The 13,356-nt window shown below is 39.3% G+C and carries 16 protein-coding genes, 2 tRNA genes and 9 pseudogenes; 13 read left to right on the forward strand and 14 right to left on the reverse strand.

The genetic code is table 11. The annotated features are described in order from the left end of the window. Positions 1 to 526 precede the first annotated feature (526 nt). The 3 genes from ACFIJ9_RS04305 (at position 527) to ACFIJ9_RS04315 (ending at position 1,114) form a co-directional block, all read left to right on the forward strand. Positions 527 to 603: transfer RNA gene (locus tag ACFIJ9_RS04305), tRNA-Pro, on the forward strand. Positions 604 to 692: 89 nt separating this feature from the next. Continuing rightward, positions 693 to 998 carry an ETC complex I subunit gene (locus ACFIJ9_RS04310; protein ID WP_015856479.1) on the forward strand — a complete coding sequence of 102 codons (306 nt, stop codon included), beginning with the start codon at positions 693 to 695 and terminating at the stop codon, positions 996 to 998. A 39-nt stretch (positions 999 to 1,037) separates the two neighbouring features. Then, a tRNA-Arg gene (locus tag ACFIJ9_RS04315) sits at positions 1,038 to 1,114 on the forward strand. Between the two features lie 259 nt (positions 1,115 to 1,373). Here the strand turns inward: ACFIJ9_RS04315 and ACFIJ9_RS04320 are convergent. The 3 genes from ACFIJ9_RS04320 to ACFIJ9_RS04330 all read right to left on the reverse strand — a co-directional run bounded on the left by ACFIJ9_RS04320 (position 1,374) and on the right by ACFIJ9_RS04330 (position 2,604). Next, a complete protein-coding gene (locus ACFIJ9_RS04320) occupies positions 1,374 to 1,586 on the reverse strand; it encodes a hypothetical protein (protein WP_375635915.1) in 213 nt (70 codons plus the stop codon). A 131-nt stretch (positions 1,587 to 1,717) separates the two neighbouring features. Beyond that, the gene (locus tag ACFIJ9_RS04325; RefSeq protein ID WP_375635916.1) at positions 1,718 to 1,945 is read right to left on the reverse strand and encodes a hypothetical protein; all 228 of its coding nucleotides are present in this window, start codon (positions 1,943 to 1,945) and stop codon (positions 1,718 to 1,720) included. Further along, positions 1,942 to 2,604, reverse strand: coding sequence for a lysozyme (locus tag ACFIJ9_RS04330; RefSeq protein WP_375635917.1), 663 nt, complete (start codon positions 2,602 to 2,604; stop codon positions 1,942 to 1,944). The genes ACFIJ9_RS04325 and ACFIJ9_RS04330 overlap by 4 nt, the downstream gene beginning before the upstream one ends. 182 nt (positions 2,605 to 2,786) lie before the next feature. Between ACFIJ9_RS04330 and ACFIJ9_RS04335 the strand changes: the two genes are divergently transcribed. Beyond that, positions 2,787 to 3,110, forward strand: a complete 324-nt coding sequence (locus ACFIJ9_RS04335; protein ID WP_375632850.1) for a type II toxin-antitoxin system RelE/ParE family toxin — start codon at positions 2,787 to 2,789, stop codon at positions 3,108 to 3,110. Positions 3,111 to 3,122: 12 nt separating this feature from the next. Then, positions 3,123 to 3,434 carry a DNA-binding protein gene (locus ACFIJ9_RS04340; protein ID WP_208439803.1) on the forward strand — a complete coding sequence of 104 codons (312 nt, stop codon included), beginning with the start codon at positions 3,123 to 3,125 and terminating at the stop codon, positions 3,432 to 3,434. Positions 3,435 to 3,526: 92 nt separating this feature from the next. Here ACFIJ9_RS04340 and ACFIJ9_RS04345 read toward each other — a convergent pair. From ACFIJ9_RS04345 to ACFIJ9_RS04365, 5 genes and pseudogenes are all read right to left on the reverse strand, one after another. Beyond that, a pseudogene (locus tag ACFIJ9_RS04345) lies at positions 3,527 to 4,840 on the reverse strand (contractile injection system protein, VgrG/Pvc8 family). Beyond that, a complete protein-coding gene (locus ACFIJ9_RS04350; RefSeq protein WP_375635918.1) occupies positions 4,837 to 5,061 on the reverse strand; it encodes a tail protein X in 225 nt (74 codons plus the stop codon). The pseudogene ACFIJ9_RS04345 and the gene ACFIJ9_RS04350 overlap by 4 nt, the downstream one beginning before the upstream one ends. Continuing rightward, the gene (locus ACFIJ9_RS04355) at positions 5,058 to 5,438 is read right to left on the reverse strand and encodes a phage tail protein (protein WP_273724327.1); all 381 of its coding nucleotides are present in this window, start codon (positions 5,436 to 5,438) and stop codon (positions 5,058 to 5,060) included. Before ACFIJ9_RS04355 ends, ACFIJ9_RS04350 begins: the two co-directional genes overlap by 4 nt. A gap of 5 nt (positions 5,439 to 5,443) precedes the next feature. After that, positions 5,444 to 5,920, reverse strand: a pseudogene (locus tag ACFIJ9_RS04360) (phage tail protein); the annotation flags it as partial. Between the two features lie 9 nt (positions 5,921 to 5,929). Then, positions 5,930 to 6,040 (reverse strand): annotated as a pseudogene (locus tag ACFIJ9_RS04365) (phage antirepressor Ant); the annotation flags it as partial. 383 nt (positions 6,041 to 6,423) lie between these two features. Between ACFIJ9_RS04365 and ACFIJ9_RS04370 the strand changes: the two are divergent. Beyond that, positions 6,424 to 7,509, forward strand: coding sequence for a hypothetical protein (locus ACFIJ9_RS04370; protein WP_375635919.1), 1,086 nt, complete (start codon positions 6,424 to 6,426; stop codon positions 7,507 to 7,509). Between the two features lie 3 nt (positions 7,510 to 7,512). On the opposite strand, the pseudogene ACFIJ9_RS04375 reads toward ACFIJ9_RS04370, so the two are convergent. From ACFIJ9_RS04375 to ACFIJ9_RS04385, 3 pseudogenes are all read right to left on the reverse strand, one after another. Continuing rightward, a pseudogene (locus ACFIJ9_RS04375) lies at positions 7,513 to 7,895 on the reverse strand (hypothetical protein). 1 nt (position 7,896) lies between these two features. Further along, positions 7,897 to 8,974: pseudogene (locus ACFIJ9_RS04380) on the reverse strand (major capsid protein). 12 nt (positions 8,975 to 8,986) lie between these two features. After that, positions 8,987 to 9,220: pseudogene (locus tag ACFIJ9_RS04385) on the reverse strand (head decoration protein); the annotation flags it as partial. A 106-nt stretch (positions 9,221 to 9,326) separates the two neighbouring features. On the opposite strand from ACFIJ9_RS04385, the gene ACFIJ9_RS04390 reads away from it, so the two are divergent. Together ACFIJ9_RS04390 and ACFIJ9_RS04395 are read left to right on the forward strand one after the other, a co-directional pair. Next, positions 9,327 to 9,629, forward strand: coding sequence for a type II toxin-antitoxin system RelB/DinJ family antitoxin (locus tag ACFIJ9_RS04390; RefSeq protein ID WP_375635920.1), 303 nt, complete (start codon positions 9,327 to 9,329; stop codon positions 9,627 to 9,629). After that, positions 9,575 to 9,814, forward strand: coding sequence for a type II toxin-antitoxin system YafQ family toxin (locus tag ACFIJ9_RS04395; protein WP_375635921.1), 240 nt, complete (start codon positions 9,575 to 9,577; stop codon positions 9,812 to 9,814). The genes ACFIJ9_RS04390 and ACFIJ9_RS04395 overlap by 55 nt, the downstream gene beginning before the upstream one ends. Before the next feature lie 88 nt (positions 9,815 to 9,902). Here the strand turns inward: ACFIJ9_RS04395 and ACFIJ9_RS04400 are convergent, their stop codons facing one another. The 3 genes and pseudogenes from ACFIJ9_RS04400 to ACFIJ9_RS04410 form a co-directional block, all read right to left on the reverse strand. Then, positions 9,903 to 10,145, reverse strand: a complete 243-nt coding sequence (locus tag ACFIJ9_RS04400) for a hypothetical protein (RefSeq protein WP_375635922.1) — start codon at positions 10,143 to 10,145, stop codon at positions 9,903 to 9,905. Positions 10,146 to 10,152: 7 nt separating this feature from the next. Further along, positions 10,153 to 10,878 (reverse strand): annotated as a pseudogene (locus ACFIJ9_RS04405) (antA/AntB antirepressor family protein). 612 nt (positions 10,879 to 11,490) lie between these two features. Beyond that, positions 11,491 to 11,870 (reverse strand): annotated as a pseudogene (locus ACFIJ9_RS04410) (hypothetical protein); the annotation flags it as partial. Here ACFIJ9_RS04410 and ACFIJ9_RS04415 point away from each other — a divergent pair. The 5 genes and pseudogenes from ACFIJ9_RS04415 to ACFIJ9_RS04435 all read left to right on the forward strand — a co-directional run. After that, positions 11,808 to 12,035, forward strand: a complete 228-nt coding sequence (locus tag ACFIJ9_RS04415; protein ID WP_375635932.1) for a hypothetical protein — start codon at positions 11,808 to 11,810, stop codon at positions 12,033 to 12,035. The pseudogene ACFIJ9_RS04410 and the gene ACFIJ9_RS04415 overlap by 63 nt on opposite strands. A gap of 116 nt (positions 12,036 to 12,151) precedes the next feature. Beyond that, positions 12,152 to 12,403: a hypothetical protein gene (locus ACFIJ9_RS04420; RefSeq protein ID WP_375635923.1), complete on the forward strand. Its 252-nt coding sequence runs from the start codon at positions 12,152 to 12,154 to the stop codon at positions 12,401 to 12,403. Between the two features lie 5 nt (positions 12,404 to 12,408). Next, positions 12,409 to 12,717, forward strand: coding sequence for a DNA adenine methylase (locus tag ACFIJ9_RS04425; RefSeq protein ID WP_375635924.1), 309 nt, complete (start codon positions 12,409 to 12,411; stop codon positions 12,715 to 12,717). Further along, positions 12,686 to 13,105 carry a DNA adenine methylase gene (locus tag ACFIJ9_RS04430; RefSeq protein WP_375635925.1) on the forward strand — a complete coding sequence of 140 codons (420 nt, stop codon included), beginning with the start codon at positions 12,686 to 12,688 and terminating at the stop codon, positions 13,103 to 13,105. Before ACFIJ9_RS04425 ends, ACFIJ9_RS04430 begins: the two co-directional genes overlap by 32 nt. Positions 13,106 to 13,175: 70 nt before the next feature. Continuing rightward, positions 13,176 to 13,356 (forward strand): annotated as a pseudogene (locus tag ACFIJ9_RS04435) (XRE family transcriptional regulator); the annotation flags it as partial.

The following is a 13,356-nucleotide window of genomic DNA, read 5'->3' on the forward strand; positions in this document are numbered from 1 at the left end:
TCCATCTTTGCATTTGAAAATTTTTCTAAAAAAGCGCTTTATTTTATTTATAATGGAACTTTCGTGCTTTGAAAAAATGTTTGTTGTTTATGGATTTGGATTTTAGAAGATTCTAGGATTTTTAATAAAAGAGTTCTTTGCAAGATAGAAAAAGAGGGGAAAAAGCTTAATACAGCTGATTTTTTGGCTTGTGTTCTCTTTTGGAAAGTTTTTCTATGATATTTAAGTCGTTTTTTTCTAAAATTGTATCTGTAGAATGCGTTTTGATACAGTGAGAGTTTGCTTAAAGCAGGATGAAAATTATGAAATCCTTACAGAGAAATTCATTATTTTTTTAATATAGATTGGATTCTTTACGGAGGTTGTTTTCTATTATTTGTCAATAAATATGTTATTGAGTAGGGAAAAAATTTTTAAAACGTGCTTTTTTGTAAAGAAATGCAACAAAATTAAAAAAAAGTGTGTTTTTCTCTTGCACTTCTGTTGTGAAAATTTTAGGAAATGTGCATCAAGTAAATGTAAATGGCGGAGCGTAGCGCAGCCTGGTAGCGCACCTGATTTGGGATCAGGGGGTCGTAGGTTCGAATCCTATCGCTCCGACCATATTTGATTAAGTGTGTGAGAATGACCCAATTGGGTACGTGTGGTGGAAAACTATCATTCAAGCGTTGTGTAATCTGAAGGAAAAAGGCATGATCGCACGTATTTATAGTCCTGCTAAGACAGCTATGCAGTCAGGTAAGGGGAATACAGGTTTTTGGATTCTAGAGTATGAGCCGGTGAAAGCAAAAATGCTTGAACCTCTTATGGGGTACACGGCAACGTCTGATATGAATAATCAGGTAAGGATCAGATTTAATAGGAAGGAAGAAGCGATTGCTTTTGCGCGTAAGAATGCTATCTCTTACCGTGTAGAAAAGAAACGTACGTCGATTCGACGTGCTATTTCTTATTCTGATAATTTTCGCAGTGATCGGCAGCACTCTTGGACACATTGAATTAAAGATGCTATTTTGAATTGAGAAAATAATCAGTGGGGTCCCGTAGCTCAGCTGGATAGAGCAACGGCCTTCTAAGCCGTGGGTCACAGGTTCGAATCCTGTCGGGATCACCATCCAGTTTTTACCCATGTATAACGTATTGATTCTTTGTAATCTTTTTAAAGGTTCGGGAGCGTTAACAAAAGTTCGGGAATAGGATTTTCCAACATACCGTTACAAAGCTCATCTTTTTCCTCCAACATTCTCTAATAATTTTTTGAATTCTTTGAAATCCACTGCTTCAAATGGGCGAAGACATTCTCTATCGCCTCCATGAGACGAGCAAAATTAAGAATCCGTTTTCTAAAGGATTTCGCGCGTCTCAGAGTATGTTTAGAGTCGGATATTTGGTTTTTGTGTAAAAATACTTACTAATGCATCCATAATACGTGAAAAATCAAGCGCTAATAAGAGTATAATGAGTACAATCCATTTCGTATAACGAGACATCACTTTTACACTTTTGTAGGTCATGATGATTTCTTGAAGTATTTCTTTTTCTGCTTCTGTAAGCTCTATATCGTCTTGTGTTTTTTTTCTAGCCATGTTTCCACCCACACACGCGTTCACCTAGATTATTGTGCTTTAAAATTTCTCTTGCTAAGTTTGAACTGATGGCGTTCAGATCTTTCTTGTCTAAATAAATTGGCAACCAGCCAACACAAGAAGAAGCATATTTATTTGTCGCGCAACCAGTCAGAGAGAGCAGCACGCACATCAGCATCACTTTTTTGATTAACTTCACTTTCCACCTCCAGACGTGTTGTGGCTGCTTTTAAAGCTTTTTCCGTTTGCTTTTGCTGTTCACTCTTTTTACCAAGGGTAAAAGCTCTTGCTAAAATCATAAAAAAAGCGGCTAAAGCCGCGCCTGTTAGCATCAGATTTCTTTTCATCCATAAGATCATAGGCGGTGCTCCTGAAAGCGTTTAGCAACAAAGAAAATGCCCGCACATGCGGCTAAAATCATAATGGTTGCCAAAGCCCATTGGATGGGTCCATTTCCTGCTAACAAGCCGCCAAGACCTGAGAAAGAGCCAATAATCGGTGCAAGAGCTTCTGCTTTGAAAACCCCCGTTGGTGCTTGCGTTTCTACTGTTTGATAATTGGAGGAAACATAAGCCCCTTTTGCCCATAAGCCTGTTTCTGCCGCACGCCGGTGTGCGAGACCTTCAAGACGTTTCCCGCCTGCTTTGGTCCATTTCTGTAGCTCGGCAGGGACAGCTTCATATTCACCTTGATTGAGCTTTTTTAACAGTGTCGAGTTACAAAAGGCTCCTGTTCCTACATTATAGCAAAACGACACTAACGCCGCGAATTGTTCATCTGTTAATGAAACTGTAACAGCGCGTTCAACGACATTTTCAAATTGTCTTAAATCTTGGCAAAGAAGTTCTTCTGCTTGCTTTTCAGTGATTGTCATGCCTTCGTAAATAAAAGGCTTTCCAGCACTGTTTGTATGTCCATAACCTATTGTCCACACCCCAATGGCATCTTTATAGGCGTTCAAACGCAAACCTTCCCATTGTTTAATAAGTGCTAGTCCTTCTGATGATATTTTTCGCATATGATTCTCCATAAAAAAAGCTCCGCAAAAAGCAGAGCTGGATTAAAAAATTGACATCTTTCTCATTCGGAAAGATAGCTTGGTTAAGCTTCATGTCGCTTTTTCATTGGAATAAAAGAAGATTTTTTCTCAACTTTTAATTTCTCTCTTGACAAATATTCGTTTATAAACGAATATACATCATGTTTGAAATACGTCACTACCTTACTTCTGATGGCAAAGACTTGATAGCTGATTGGCTGCGAAAGCTCCGTGATATACAGGCTAAAACTGCAATTATTCGCCGCCTTAATCGTTTAGAGCAGGGAAACTTTGGCGATTTCAAGCCGCTTCGTGAGGGTGTTCATGAATTGCGTATTAATGTTGGTCCTGGCTACCGAGTTTATTATGTCCAATCTGGAAAGACCGTATTGTTGCTATTATGCGGTGGCAGCAAAAAAACACAAGAGACTGATATCACTCGTGCATGTGCTTGCTGGCGTGATTGGCAAAACCGTGAAGATTAAAGGAGTGCAAAAATGAAAGACCGTAACCATGATGATGCAATGGCAGAAATATTCCGTGATGATCCTGAGTTGGCAGCAGCTACCCTTGATGCAATCCTAGCAGATGGTGATCAGGGTGAGCTGCTTGTAACTCTACGCCAAATGGCCAAAGCTTATGGTGGTGTTCAAGCTGTAGCTAAAGCAGCCAACTTGAACCCAACACAACTTTACCGTACACTTTCAGAAAAAGGTAATCCAGAGTTCCGCAGCTTGAATGCTTTACTGCGTACCATGGGGTTTCGTTTGGCTGTACAGCCTCTTGAACGACCAGTTCCACACGTGTAACTTTAGTTCCACTCCCCACCTTTAAAGATGGGGAAGGGAGGTATTTAAGCAATCATTTTTAATGAGGGGCTCTACATCTAGTTTATAACCTATCATGTATCTTCCTCATCCATATGGATGACGCCTTCGCCTTCGTCACATGCGTTTGGTGGGGCGTTTGGATCAAGGGTATCATCCTTGTCTGGTGTTGTGTTTGCAACGTTTCCAGCCGCATCTTCTTGCGCTTTATCAAAAAGTTCGCACTCTATTTTTGTGGTGTAACCACCCGTTTTATCAAGTTTGTGCTTAACGCTCTTGATGCGCTATTCTGCTGGAATATAGGGGCGGAAAGGGGGATCTTGAACAAGCTTTGCTTCTGCTTGCACAAAGGGATCACCACCGATATCACATGAGAAAGAAGACTTACCGCGTGATGATTTATTGCGATAAGCAGCAATGGCCGCAACAGCCTCTGATTGGTTATGGTAGGTGTATTTGAGTTCATGGAACGGTGGGTTACCAACTTTGACTTCTTTTTTTTCACCACTGCGGATATCATGATAGGTTGCAAGAACACCGCCTTTTTTCTCTTTGTCTTCCTCTTCTTTCTCAGGTGTTGTTTCTGCTTTTTCCGATTCAGATGATGATGGTGCTGTTCTGTCACTGTCATCCATATGGATAAAGTTTTCATCATCATCAATCTCTTCTGGTTCTCGTGCATCAGCAGCGGCTTTTTGGTCGTCTCCCACATCCGTTTCTAAGCCATTGGCTGCACCTGCTTCATCCCGCGCACTGTATTTAAAATCCCAAGAGGTGCAATGTTTCTCATGAATAACAACAATAGGGAGTGTTTCACCGGTAATGGCTTTGCCTTCACCCCGTTTGGCAAGCACAAGTTTGCCATCAACGGGCTTTGCTACCGCATCATATTCTTCTGCAAGGCGTGTAGCAAAAGCCATATCGCTTTCAGCTGTTTGGTCAATGTGACGCACAACGATTTTTGCAAGAGAAGGATCAACCTTTGGTGTATAGCCATTACGCTCTGCTATCTCTTGAACAATACTGCCAAGGGTTTGCTGGTGATAGGATTGGCTTTTTGGGGTTCTGTAAGACGTGTTCATTGATGCGGCGCGCCCTGTAACACTTAAGCTTTGTGGTGGGCTGCTTACAGAGATTTCGTCTATCAGATAGGCTCCCATATCGCGGTTTTTCCCGCCTTCATAGCCAAGTGTTATGGAAATAACTGTCCCGATAAGAGGAATATCAAGAAAGCCGTTATCACTGTCACGTGCACGGTCATCAAGCTCTATAGTGATACGATCACTTTTGTTTTCTGCTTCATCGGTAATTTCAATTGATAAAACATAATCCATGAGCGTTTTGGTGATGTCTTCTCCATTTGCCAGAACCGTGCAAAAAGGTTTCATGATTTGCTACCCCAAATTCTGATCACTGGTGTGGCTTTCGGATAGGGGAGGGTTGGTAAGAGTATCGTGATACCTGCTTTTAAAATGGGTCCATAGTCTGCAAGCCCCAAATTCGCTGCATAGACGTGTTCAACAGCAAGCGCTTGTTGACCTTTGGCATAGTATTTCCAGCAAATGGCATCTACCATATCGCCATCTTTGGTCATATAAAGGTCACTCATAGGTCTTCACCATATTCTCTCAACTTTATCGTAAATTCTTGTTTTTTGGGGGTGCCATTATGATGAAAAATGCTTTGTTTTTCCTCTACAGAAAGAATGACAAACTTACCTAAGATTTTACCTTGACCGGTCACAAGAATGTGAGGTCCCATATGCGCTATTTGTCGCAAATATTCGAGCTGTCTGTGACCACCTTTGAAATCTGGATAAATTACGCCTGCTAAAGAAAATTCCGCATTTGCAACAGCAGGCAATTGAAGAGCAGCCTTTCTCCCCAATCGCCCTTGCTCTACCCATGGAACTCCATAAGACATATCAAGTGTTTGGTAAGCTGCTGTTTCAATCGAAAAAATAAAACCACCCAAAGCTAACATCATGGTATTTAATCCGAAAGGCTAGAGGCTATGGCTAAACGTTGCTGTTTTGCATAGCGTTCAAGTGCTTGATTGACAGCGTCTCTGATTTCGTCCTTGAGACCATTTGGTACTGAAATATTTAGATTTGTAATGGTTACACGGGCGTCTACTTCAACGGGTTTATGAACCGTAATTGGCTTTGGAGCTTTAAAGGCACCCACTTTATTTGTTGCCTGCATTTGTCCTGTTTCAATGACACTTGTATTAAAACCACTCTTGCGTTTTTCAGGTGGGGTATTTGTAACCACTACTGTATCCAGCATTCTTTTTGCGCGTGCATTGGTTTCATCGGTAAAGGTTTTAATGGTTTGGGTTGAAGTTTTGTTAATTGAAACATTAAACCCTAACTTTTCTTTCATCCAATTAGGCATCCAGTTGGTTAATTTGCTTATCATGCCGCTAAACCATTCGGACAAGGTTTACCACTTGCTTTTGATGCCGTCTCACAAGCTATCAATGAGATCGGATTTTATCTCCAAAAATGCATGCAACTCACGAGCATTTATCGTTTGAACTGTATCCTGCTCAATAATTTGTTCTTTAATTTCTATAAGGGTATTCATAAAGGACTCCTAGTTGTTAGATGTTTCTTAATGACACTTTAAAAGAGCTCTGGGTGCTAAGAAACATGGGCAACTAGCCCGTCGTTATATTTTCCCCGTAAAGGGTCTTGTATAGTGTAACTATACCCGACAAAGTTATTATATGTGTGTAACATACAACGAGTCAAAACTTTAATTGGCGGAGAAGATATTGTTCCATCAATCCGTTCGCTAGTTGCTTTAAAGTGTTTCTTAGGCACCTGATTCGATTATTCATATCGCTGTAATAATGTCACGCAGCAATATCACTTTTTTCTAAAAATTATAAGCACATCTTTACTTTATTTGTCGACTCACTTTAAATTTTTTGGCTTAGTTTTTTATTTATAGTGGAGGGGGAAATAATGCTCGATACGCTTGATACAATTGCGGTGATCGTATACTTGTTATCATTCCCAGTGATGGTTGTCGGACTTGTTTTAGTGTGTATAAAAAAATGGCGGAAAAACGGACTGAAAACTCTTGGTATTGGAGTTTTATTATTTCTCGGCTCTGCAATATTAGGTGCGTTTTTTTTTCACAAAATCGAACCAGATCAAGTTACATACAATAATGAAATTTTTTCCTCCTCCTCGACTTCATTAATATATGTTGCTACTCAAAATGAAAGCGTGAAACAGGTACTACCTGAGAATACTGATAAGCAAAGTATCCATGTTCAAGACAAAAAGTCAGACGAAAATAATGGTCTAGGTTTTTGGGGATGGTTCAGGTTAATTTTCTTTGCATTTATTGCTTTGTCTATTTTTGTTCATTGGCAAGATAGACGCAAAAAGCGTTTTAAAGAAAAAGTTTCAGAGCAGGTTTTAATGCCTCCCCCCCATATCCACCCTTCTTCTGATTTATCAGTTGTTAATAAAATGTCGCTGGAACTTGAAAAAAAACGGTTAGAAAAGAGGGTACAGATCTTTCTCCTTTGTGTTCTGTTGAGTGGAGGCATTGTGGTAACAGTAACTATTACACCATGGTTATTAGTACCCATTCTTATTGTTTTAATTTTTGTTATTATTGCCTATCGTGAGGCGAAAAAGGAAAAAAACTTTGAGCAAGAAGTTTCTCTGTGGCAATCAGATATTCCTCCCTCTAATTTTGAGGAAGCATGTGAAATGTTTCAAGAACTTGATGCAAGTGAATATGATTATCGTTTAGCAAAAAATGAAAAACTGTTGGGAGTTCAAGAACGCGTTACCTTCAATATTGGCGAAAAGACTCCAGCTTTAGGACGTCTTTTAGTAACAAACCAAGCTATTGTATTTGAAAGCCCTGAAGATAATGAAAGGACTACTTGGGCAGGAATTGCATCAGTCACTATAACATACCAAAGATGTCACATCAGTCACCGTACTGGCGCACCATGGAATTACCGATTTAGTGCCATTCCAAATCCAAGGTTTGCAGCAGTAATCCGGGCTCTTGGGCAGCCTTATTGATTTTTAAACACACAAGATAAAGTTGCGTCCATTTTTTATCTCCCGCAAGATAAGCTTATACATACCAGATTCTGAGGCTTGGACATCTGTGATCACGAAGTGCTCTTGGGAAGAGGGAGCTTTGCTGTTTTTAGGAACCATCACAATAACACTATCTTGAGGGTTTGGTGGCACCCGCCCCCAATATCATTGATACAAAGATCAAGTTCCTTTCTTGCAATTGTGGTAGGGATTCTGCCACCAGCGTCCGATTCTGAATGCTTAATGGTGTAAATCGCTGTGATACGAAAAGATTGCTGATTGTCCTTTCGCGTGTAGATGATGGGCTTCCCAAAAGTGTTGCGCACATCTTTAACCATTTGGTTTAGCAGCCCGTGCCATCGCATGTTATTTCGCTCCAATCACGGCTTTAAACAGCATTTCTGGGCGTGTACAAATGTAAAGCGGATAGCTATAGAACCTCCGGTTTTACCCATGCATTACGGTCGTGATCAACGATCAGCATGGTGTAGAGAGGCTTTCCAACCGTGTTGGCAAAATCCAAGCTTTCACCTAGTGCAAAGGTTTTTTGGAAGACACCAGGCGCATCAACAGGGAAGAATTGACATTCATCAGGCTTAATTCCTATGGCGCGCTTTGTTCCAGCCTGTGCACTTACATTATAGTTGTGAATACTTCGGTAATTAATGAAAGTGACACCAGCAAAGTCAAAACTGCCAAAGCTGCCCGAGCCAAGAGCGCTTGGTGTTGCAACACCTCCGGCGCTATTAAGTGTTTGTGCTAAGGCTGTGTTGAGATAAGTTTCACGAATTGTTTTATGGTTTTTCAACTTGGAAAAGAATTCATTTCCACAAAGTCCAATAATGCGTGAACGATCAGAAAATGCTCCTTTTGAAGCCTCAATCATCCTCATAATGACTTGGTCAACATGGTCAGCAACATTGGTTGTTTCTGTATTTAGTTTAAAGTCAATGGGCTTTGGTGGTGTGATTTCCCATTCTTTGTACCAATCGACAATCACGGAGCCATCAGCATCAAGGACAACACCTTGAACAGCGCCAAGCTGCATATTTTCCCATGTCAATTCAATTTCAGAAATCAGTTTCTTTTGTTTTCTGGCAATATATTTCATTGCTGTCTCTAACTGATCTTCTGCGCCAAATTCACGACGGTTTTGGATTTCTTCTGATTTCACCGTATCACTTTTGGCAATCCGTGTTGTTTTGAAAAACCGAAGATTACGACCCTCTCTATCACCTTCTGCCAAAGGTGCGCCACGTTCACTGGTTTGAATAAGGGAAAATGTATTATCACGCCGTTCAATCCCAACCACTGTGGTACTGGTTTCAACTTCCTCAAAAAGATTAAGAGAGCTCACAAGACCAGGTTGAAACTCATAGTTTTCAATGGCTCTCATCATTGTGATGCTTGAGAAAGCATCATGTTTAAAAAAATTCATATCCATGTTTGCATTCTCCTATCGCAATAGAATGTTGTTATGGTCTTCTAAAGACTGAATGGCCGCGTTCTTTTGCTCATCTGTGATGTCATCTGGCCATAGCAATTCAGAAGCTTTTACAGTGCATAAGCGTGCTGTAATCACGGCGCGTTGATCTGCGCCTGTTGCGTCAACAGTGGCAAAAGAAATCCCTGCCGGTGTTTGACTGCCATCGGATACTGCTGGATTAAGGGGGATGTATTTTTCTGATGCTTGAGGAATGGGGTTTTCGGCGTATCAGATAAGCCAAACATTTTGCGGTTGAAATTAAACTCCAATTGTATTGCACTGAAATACAGTTACAAGAGGAGAGATCATTATGGCTGCTAGTCGTATGGTTCAGGCGCGTGTACCAGAAGAAATTCAAAATATCGCTAATCAAGTTATTCAAGCTTCAGATTTATCAGTAAGTGATGTTGTGAGAGTGTTGATGACGCGTATTGCACAAGATAAAGCTATTCCGTCCTTCTTGTTTCAACCCAATGCGGAAACCATAGCGGCTTTTACGGAATTAGATGAAGGCAACTTAAAAAAGTTTCATTCCGTAGACGAATTATTTGATGATCTATGTGGACGATTGAACGCACCACTATCTCCAAACGTGATTTCAAGCGTGAAATGAAAGGACGGTATCGGCATCTTTTAGATATTGATTTGCGCCAAATCATTGCAGTATTAGCAATTGACCAGCCTTTAGAACCTCGATATCATGACTATGCATTGACTGGGAATTGGAGCAATTATCGAGATTGCCATATTCGACCTGACTTAGTGTTGATTTATCGCTTGATTGGTCAAGATCGATAGGTTTTAGTATGTCTAGGCTCTCATTCAAAACTTGATCTTTAAACTACCTCCCCATTTTTGAGAATGGAGAGGGGAGTTATGTTTTTAGCTAAGCAGCTTCCACAACAGGGCTCTCCAAAGTAGGAGCATAAGCTTGCAATAACGAATTCATGCTATGCGGGAGTTCTGAAGTTCCAAAGCCTTTAAGAACTGCTAGAATCTTTGTAATATTCGGTACCTCATCTTGAAGTTTTAAAATCAAAGCTTTTTCTATCACACCCATAATGTTAACCAGAGTACTACAATTTTTTTTATCTACATATTCACAATTGACAAACTGAAACAAAGCCATTCACACATTACATAAAAAGTTGGTATCTACCTTCATTGCATACCCCCAAAGATATTTGTTCTCTCAAACATGCCAATCCTTTTGGTGTAATTTTTGTTGAAGGCAGTATCTTTTCTGTAGCATCAGGTCCTTGAATAGTGATAGCAGGATAATCCATAAATCCTTTCTTGATTTTATCCTGATAGGGTAATAATGGACCACTTGGAATACGGCGATACACCCAATCATGTTTATGTAAGTAATCTGTTAAGTCCTTTGGCCGTACTTCAAAAATTTTTTCCGCTTCAATAAGACCGAACAAACCATCAGAAGGCTTTAAATCCTCAAGCGCGTCTGCTTTGGGTGCTATTCTGCGATGATGCTACTTTCTGTTCGATTTGATTTTGTAGGTGATTCAAGACGCCAAGTAATGCTTCGGGCTTGGAGTAATCGATTTGCGGTGTCGCTACTTGTTTTGCAAGCTTTTCACATTCGATAAAATACTCTTTTACTTGATGACCTTTATCATTACGCTCGATCATTGAAAGGTGTTTTGCCATGTCTAAGGTGAGGTGATATTCCATGCTTGGACGCCCACCTTTTTCTAAATTTTTAGAAAAAGCTATAAGTCTATATTTTCTCGAAATTTGCATTCTTTAATACGATTTTTAATCCAGTCTGCAAATTTTGATGTAATTTCCAAAAACGCATGCAAATCACGAGCATTGACGGTTTGAACAGCCTCTCTATCAATAACCCGTTATTTAATTTCTATAAGAGTGTTCATAGTGAACTCCTATCGATTAGAGGTTTCTTATTGACATTCCAGAAGAATGCCGAGCGCTAAGAAACACGGTCGATAGTCCGTCGTTACGCTTTCCCCATAAAGAGTATTGTATAGCGTAACTACACCCGACAAATCCATTATATGCATGTAGCATATAATGAGTCAAAGTCTCTAATGTGCGGAGAAGAGATTGTGTCGGTAATCTATCCGCTATCGATTTAAGGTGTTTCTTAGGCACTTAATTCGAAAATATACATTGACGCAATAATGTCGAGAATAAAAATAAATTCCATCTCAAAATAATTATATACTGTACAGTGTACATATTGAAATCATTATTTATCAATGAGTTAAGTGTACAATGTACAGTTAATTTGAAAATTCTGTCGCTAGCGATAGTTTGCGCAGCCTGCCCCGTAACGAAGCTAACTCGCTGGGAAGTATCTTTTATATTTATTTTATTGACTTTTTTATAAAAAAAACAAAGCATAAGTGATAATCTGTTTTTAAAATTGCAATCAAAGTGTGTAATGCATAAACTCATAAGGATACGGGATAGGTAGATAAAGCTTGAGAACATTATTTAGCTTTCTTATTAGCAGCGTATTCTTGACGTTCAAGTTGTCTCTGTATGTTTTTAGTTAATCTTTCACTGGTATATTGTGCGATAGAATTTACAATTTCTGGCTTGGACATCACTCCAGCAATTGATGGTCCTTCTTGTTTTGCAATGGGGAATTTACCTCCGTCTACTCTTTGAAAAACATTACTCTTCATCTTTTTTAAATCAACACGCTTTGGAAAATTTCCACCCTTAATAAAACCATGAGGCAAGATTTCTTTTTTCCAAACATTGTGTAAGTTACACCGCGTTTTGTTTTTTTTTGCTTGAAAAAATTAAGAGGTATCGGTGTTCCAGAACCAATGATATCTGTTTCGAGAAGTTTTGCTTTACAGCGGCTTTAGCCAAGGCGTTTCACCTTGGCAAGCAAAGCGAACGGCAAAAGCAAACAGAGAATGCTTTAAAGACAGCAACAACGCGGCTTGAGGTAGAAAATGAAGTTAATCAAAAAAGTGATGCTGGTGTGCGCTCTGAACTTTCTCGTTGGGTGCGCGGCAAATAGGTCTGTTTCTTGTGGTGGCTGGTTGCCCATTTATTTGGATAACAAGGATGTTGCGGTCATCAGTTCCAACCTTGCAAGAGATATTTTGAAGCATAACAAGCAGGGAGCCCATTTATGTGGTTGGAAAGATGGTCAAGAAACGAAGCACCAAAGATAAAGGTCTTACAGAAACAGAACAACAGCTCCTTCACGAGATGATAGAGACCTATCAAGGCTTAAAGATGATGTCACGTATCATGAAATTGATTGCCTTCATCCTCTTTATGTTTGTAATAGATTTTTCCCGTTTTGTGGACGCCGTAGAGAATAGCTTCTCACACCTCAAAAAGTGGATAACAAAAAAGTTAGATATCCAAATCTCTCCTTAAAAAATATGATGAAACAAGAATTTACACAAATATTGTTTGCGTGGATGGGGGGTAAACACTATCTGCGTAAGAAAATTATACCGATTTTAAATAATATTGGCCATGAAACCTATGTTGAACTATTTTTAGGTTCAGGTTTTATTTTTCTAAACAAAAGACCAGCAAAATATTCCGTTATTAATGATCTGAATGGAGAGATCACGAATCTGTTTCAATGTGTTCAAAATGACTTTGATGATTTAGCCAAACGACTAGAATGGTTTGTTTCTCCAACGTTGTGTGATGTATGGGAAAAAAGATTATGTCTCTTTTAGTTTTGGAAGAAAAAAGCTTACATTATTTAATCCCGATAAGCTGTTATCAAGGATGCGGCGTGTTAGACAGAAGCTTCTTGATACAACAATCTTAAATTTATCGTGGGAGCGAGTTGTCGAACTTTTTGATGCACCCGACAGTTTATTTTATTTAGACCCGCCTTATCTTGTAAAGAAGAAGTGTTACAGCTCTGGGAATTTTGTTGAAGATGATTTTGTGAGGATGGCAAAAGTTCTCAAAAGCATCCAAGGAAAATTTGTCTTGAGTCTGAATGATAGTGATGAGGTTCGAGAGATCTTTAGGGATTTTGACTTTTTAGAATTAGAGACCCTTTGGACATCTGGTTTTGCTAAAAAAAACTCTTCGAAAAGAACTCTTGATTCGTAATAACTGAGGAAATCATAAAAAGATTTGTTAGAATCAGAAGAAATATTTTTTCTCTAACAGGACGTTTTTGATGCTTACATCCTTTGGTAAAATTTTACGGAAACTTTCTCTTGATCACTCAGAACGCCTCTTAGATATGGCTAAGAAATTAGACATATCTGTAGCATTTTTATCTTTTGTATAGATCAGAAAAAAATCTGTTCCTGTAGGACTGGAGGAAAAGATAATTGAACTCTATGCTTTAGATCAAG

It is taken from the genome of Bartonella sp. MR90HLJMH (assembly GCF_042194115.1).
Classification (GTDB): domain Bacteria; phylum Pseudomonadota; class Alphaproteobacteria; order Rhizobiales; family Rhizobiaceae; genus Bartonella; species Bartonella grahamii.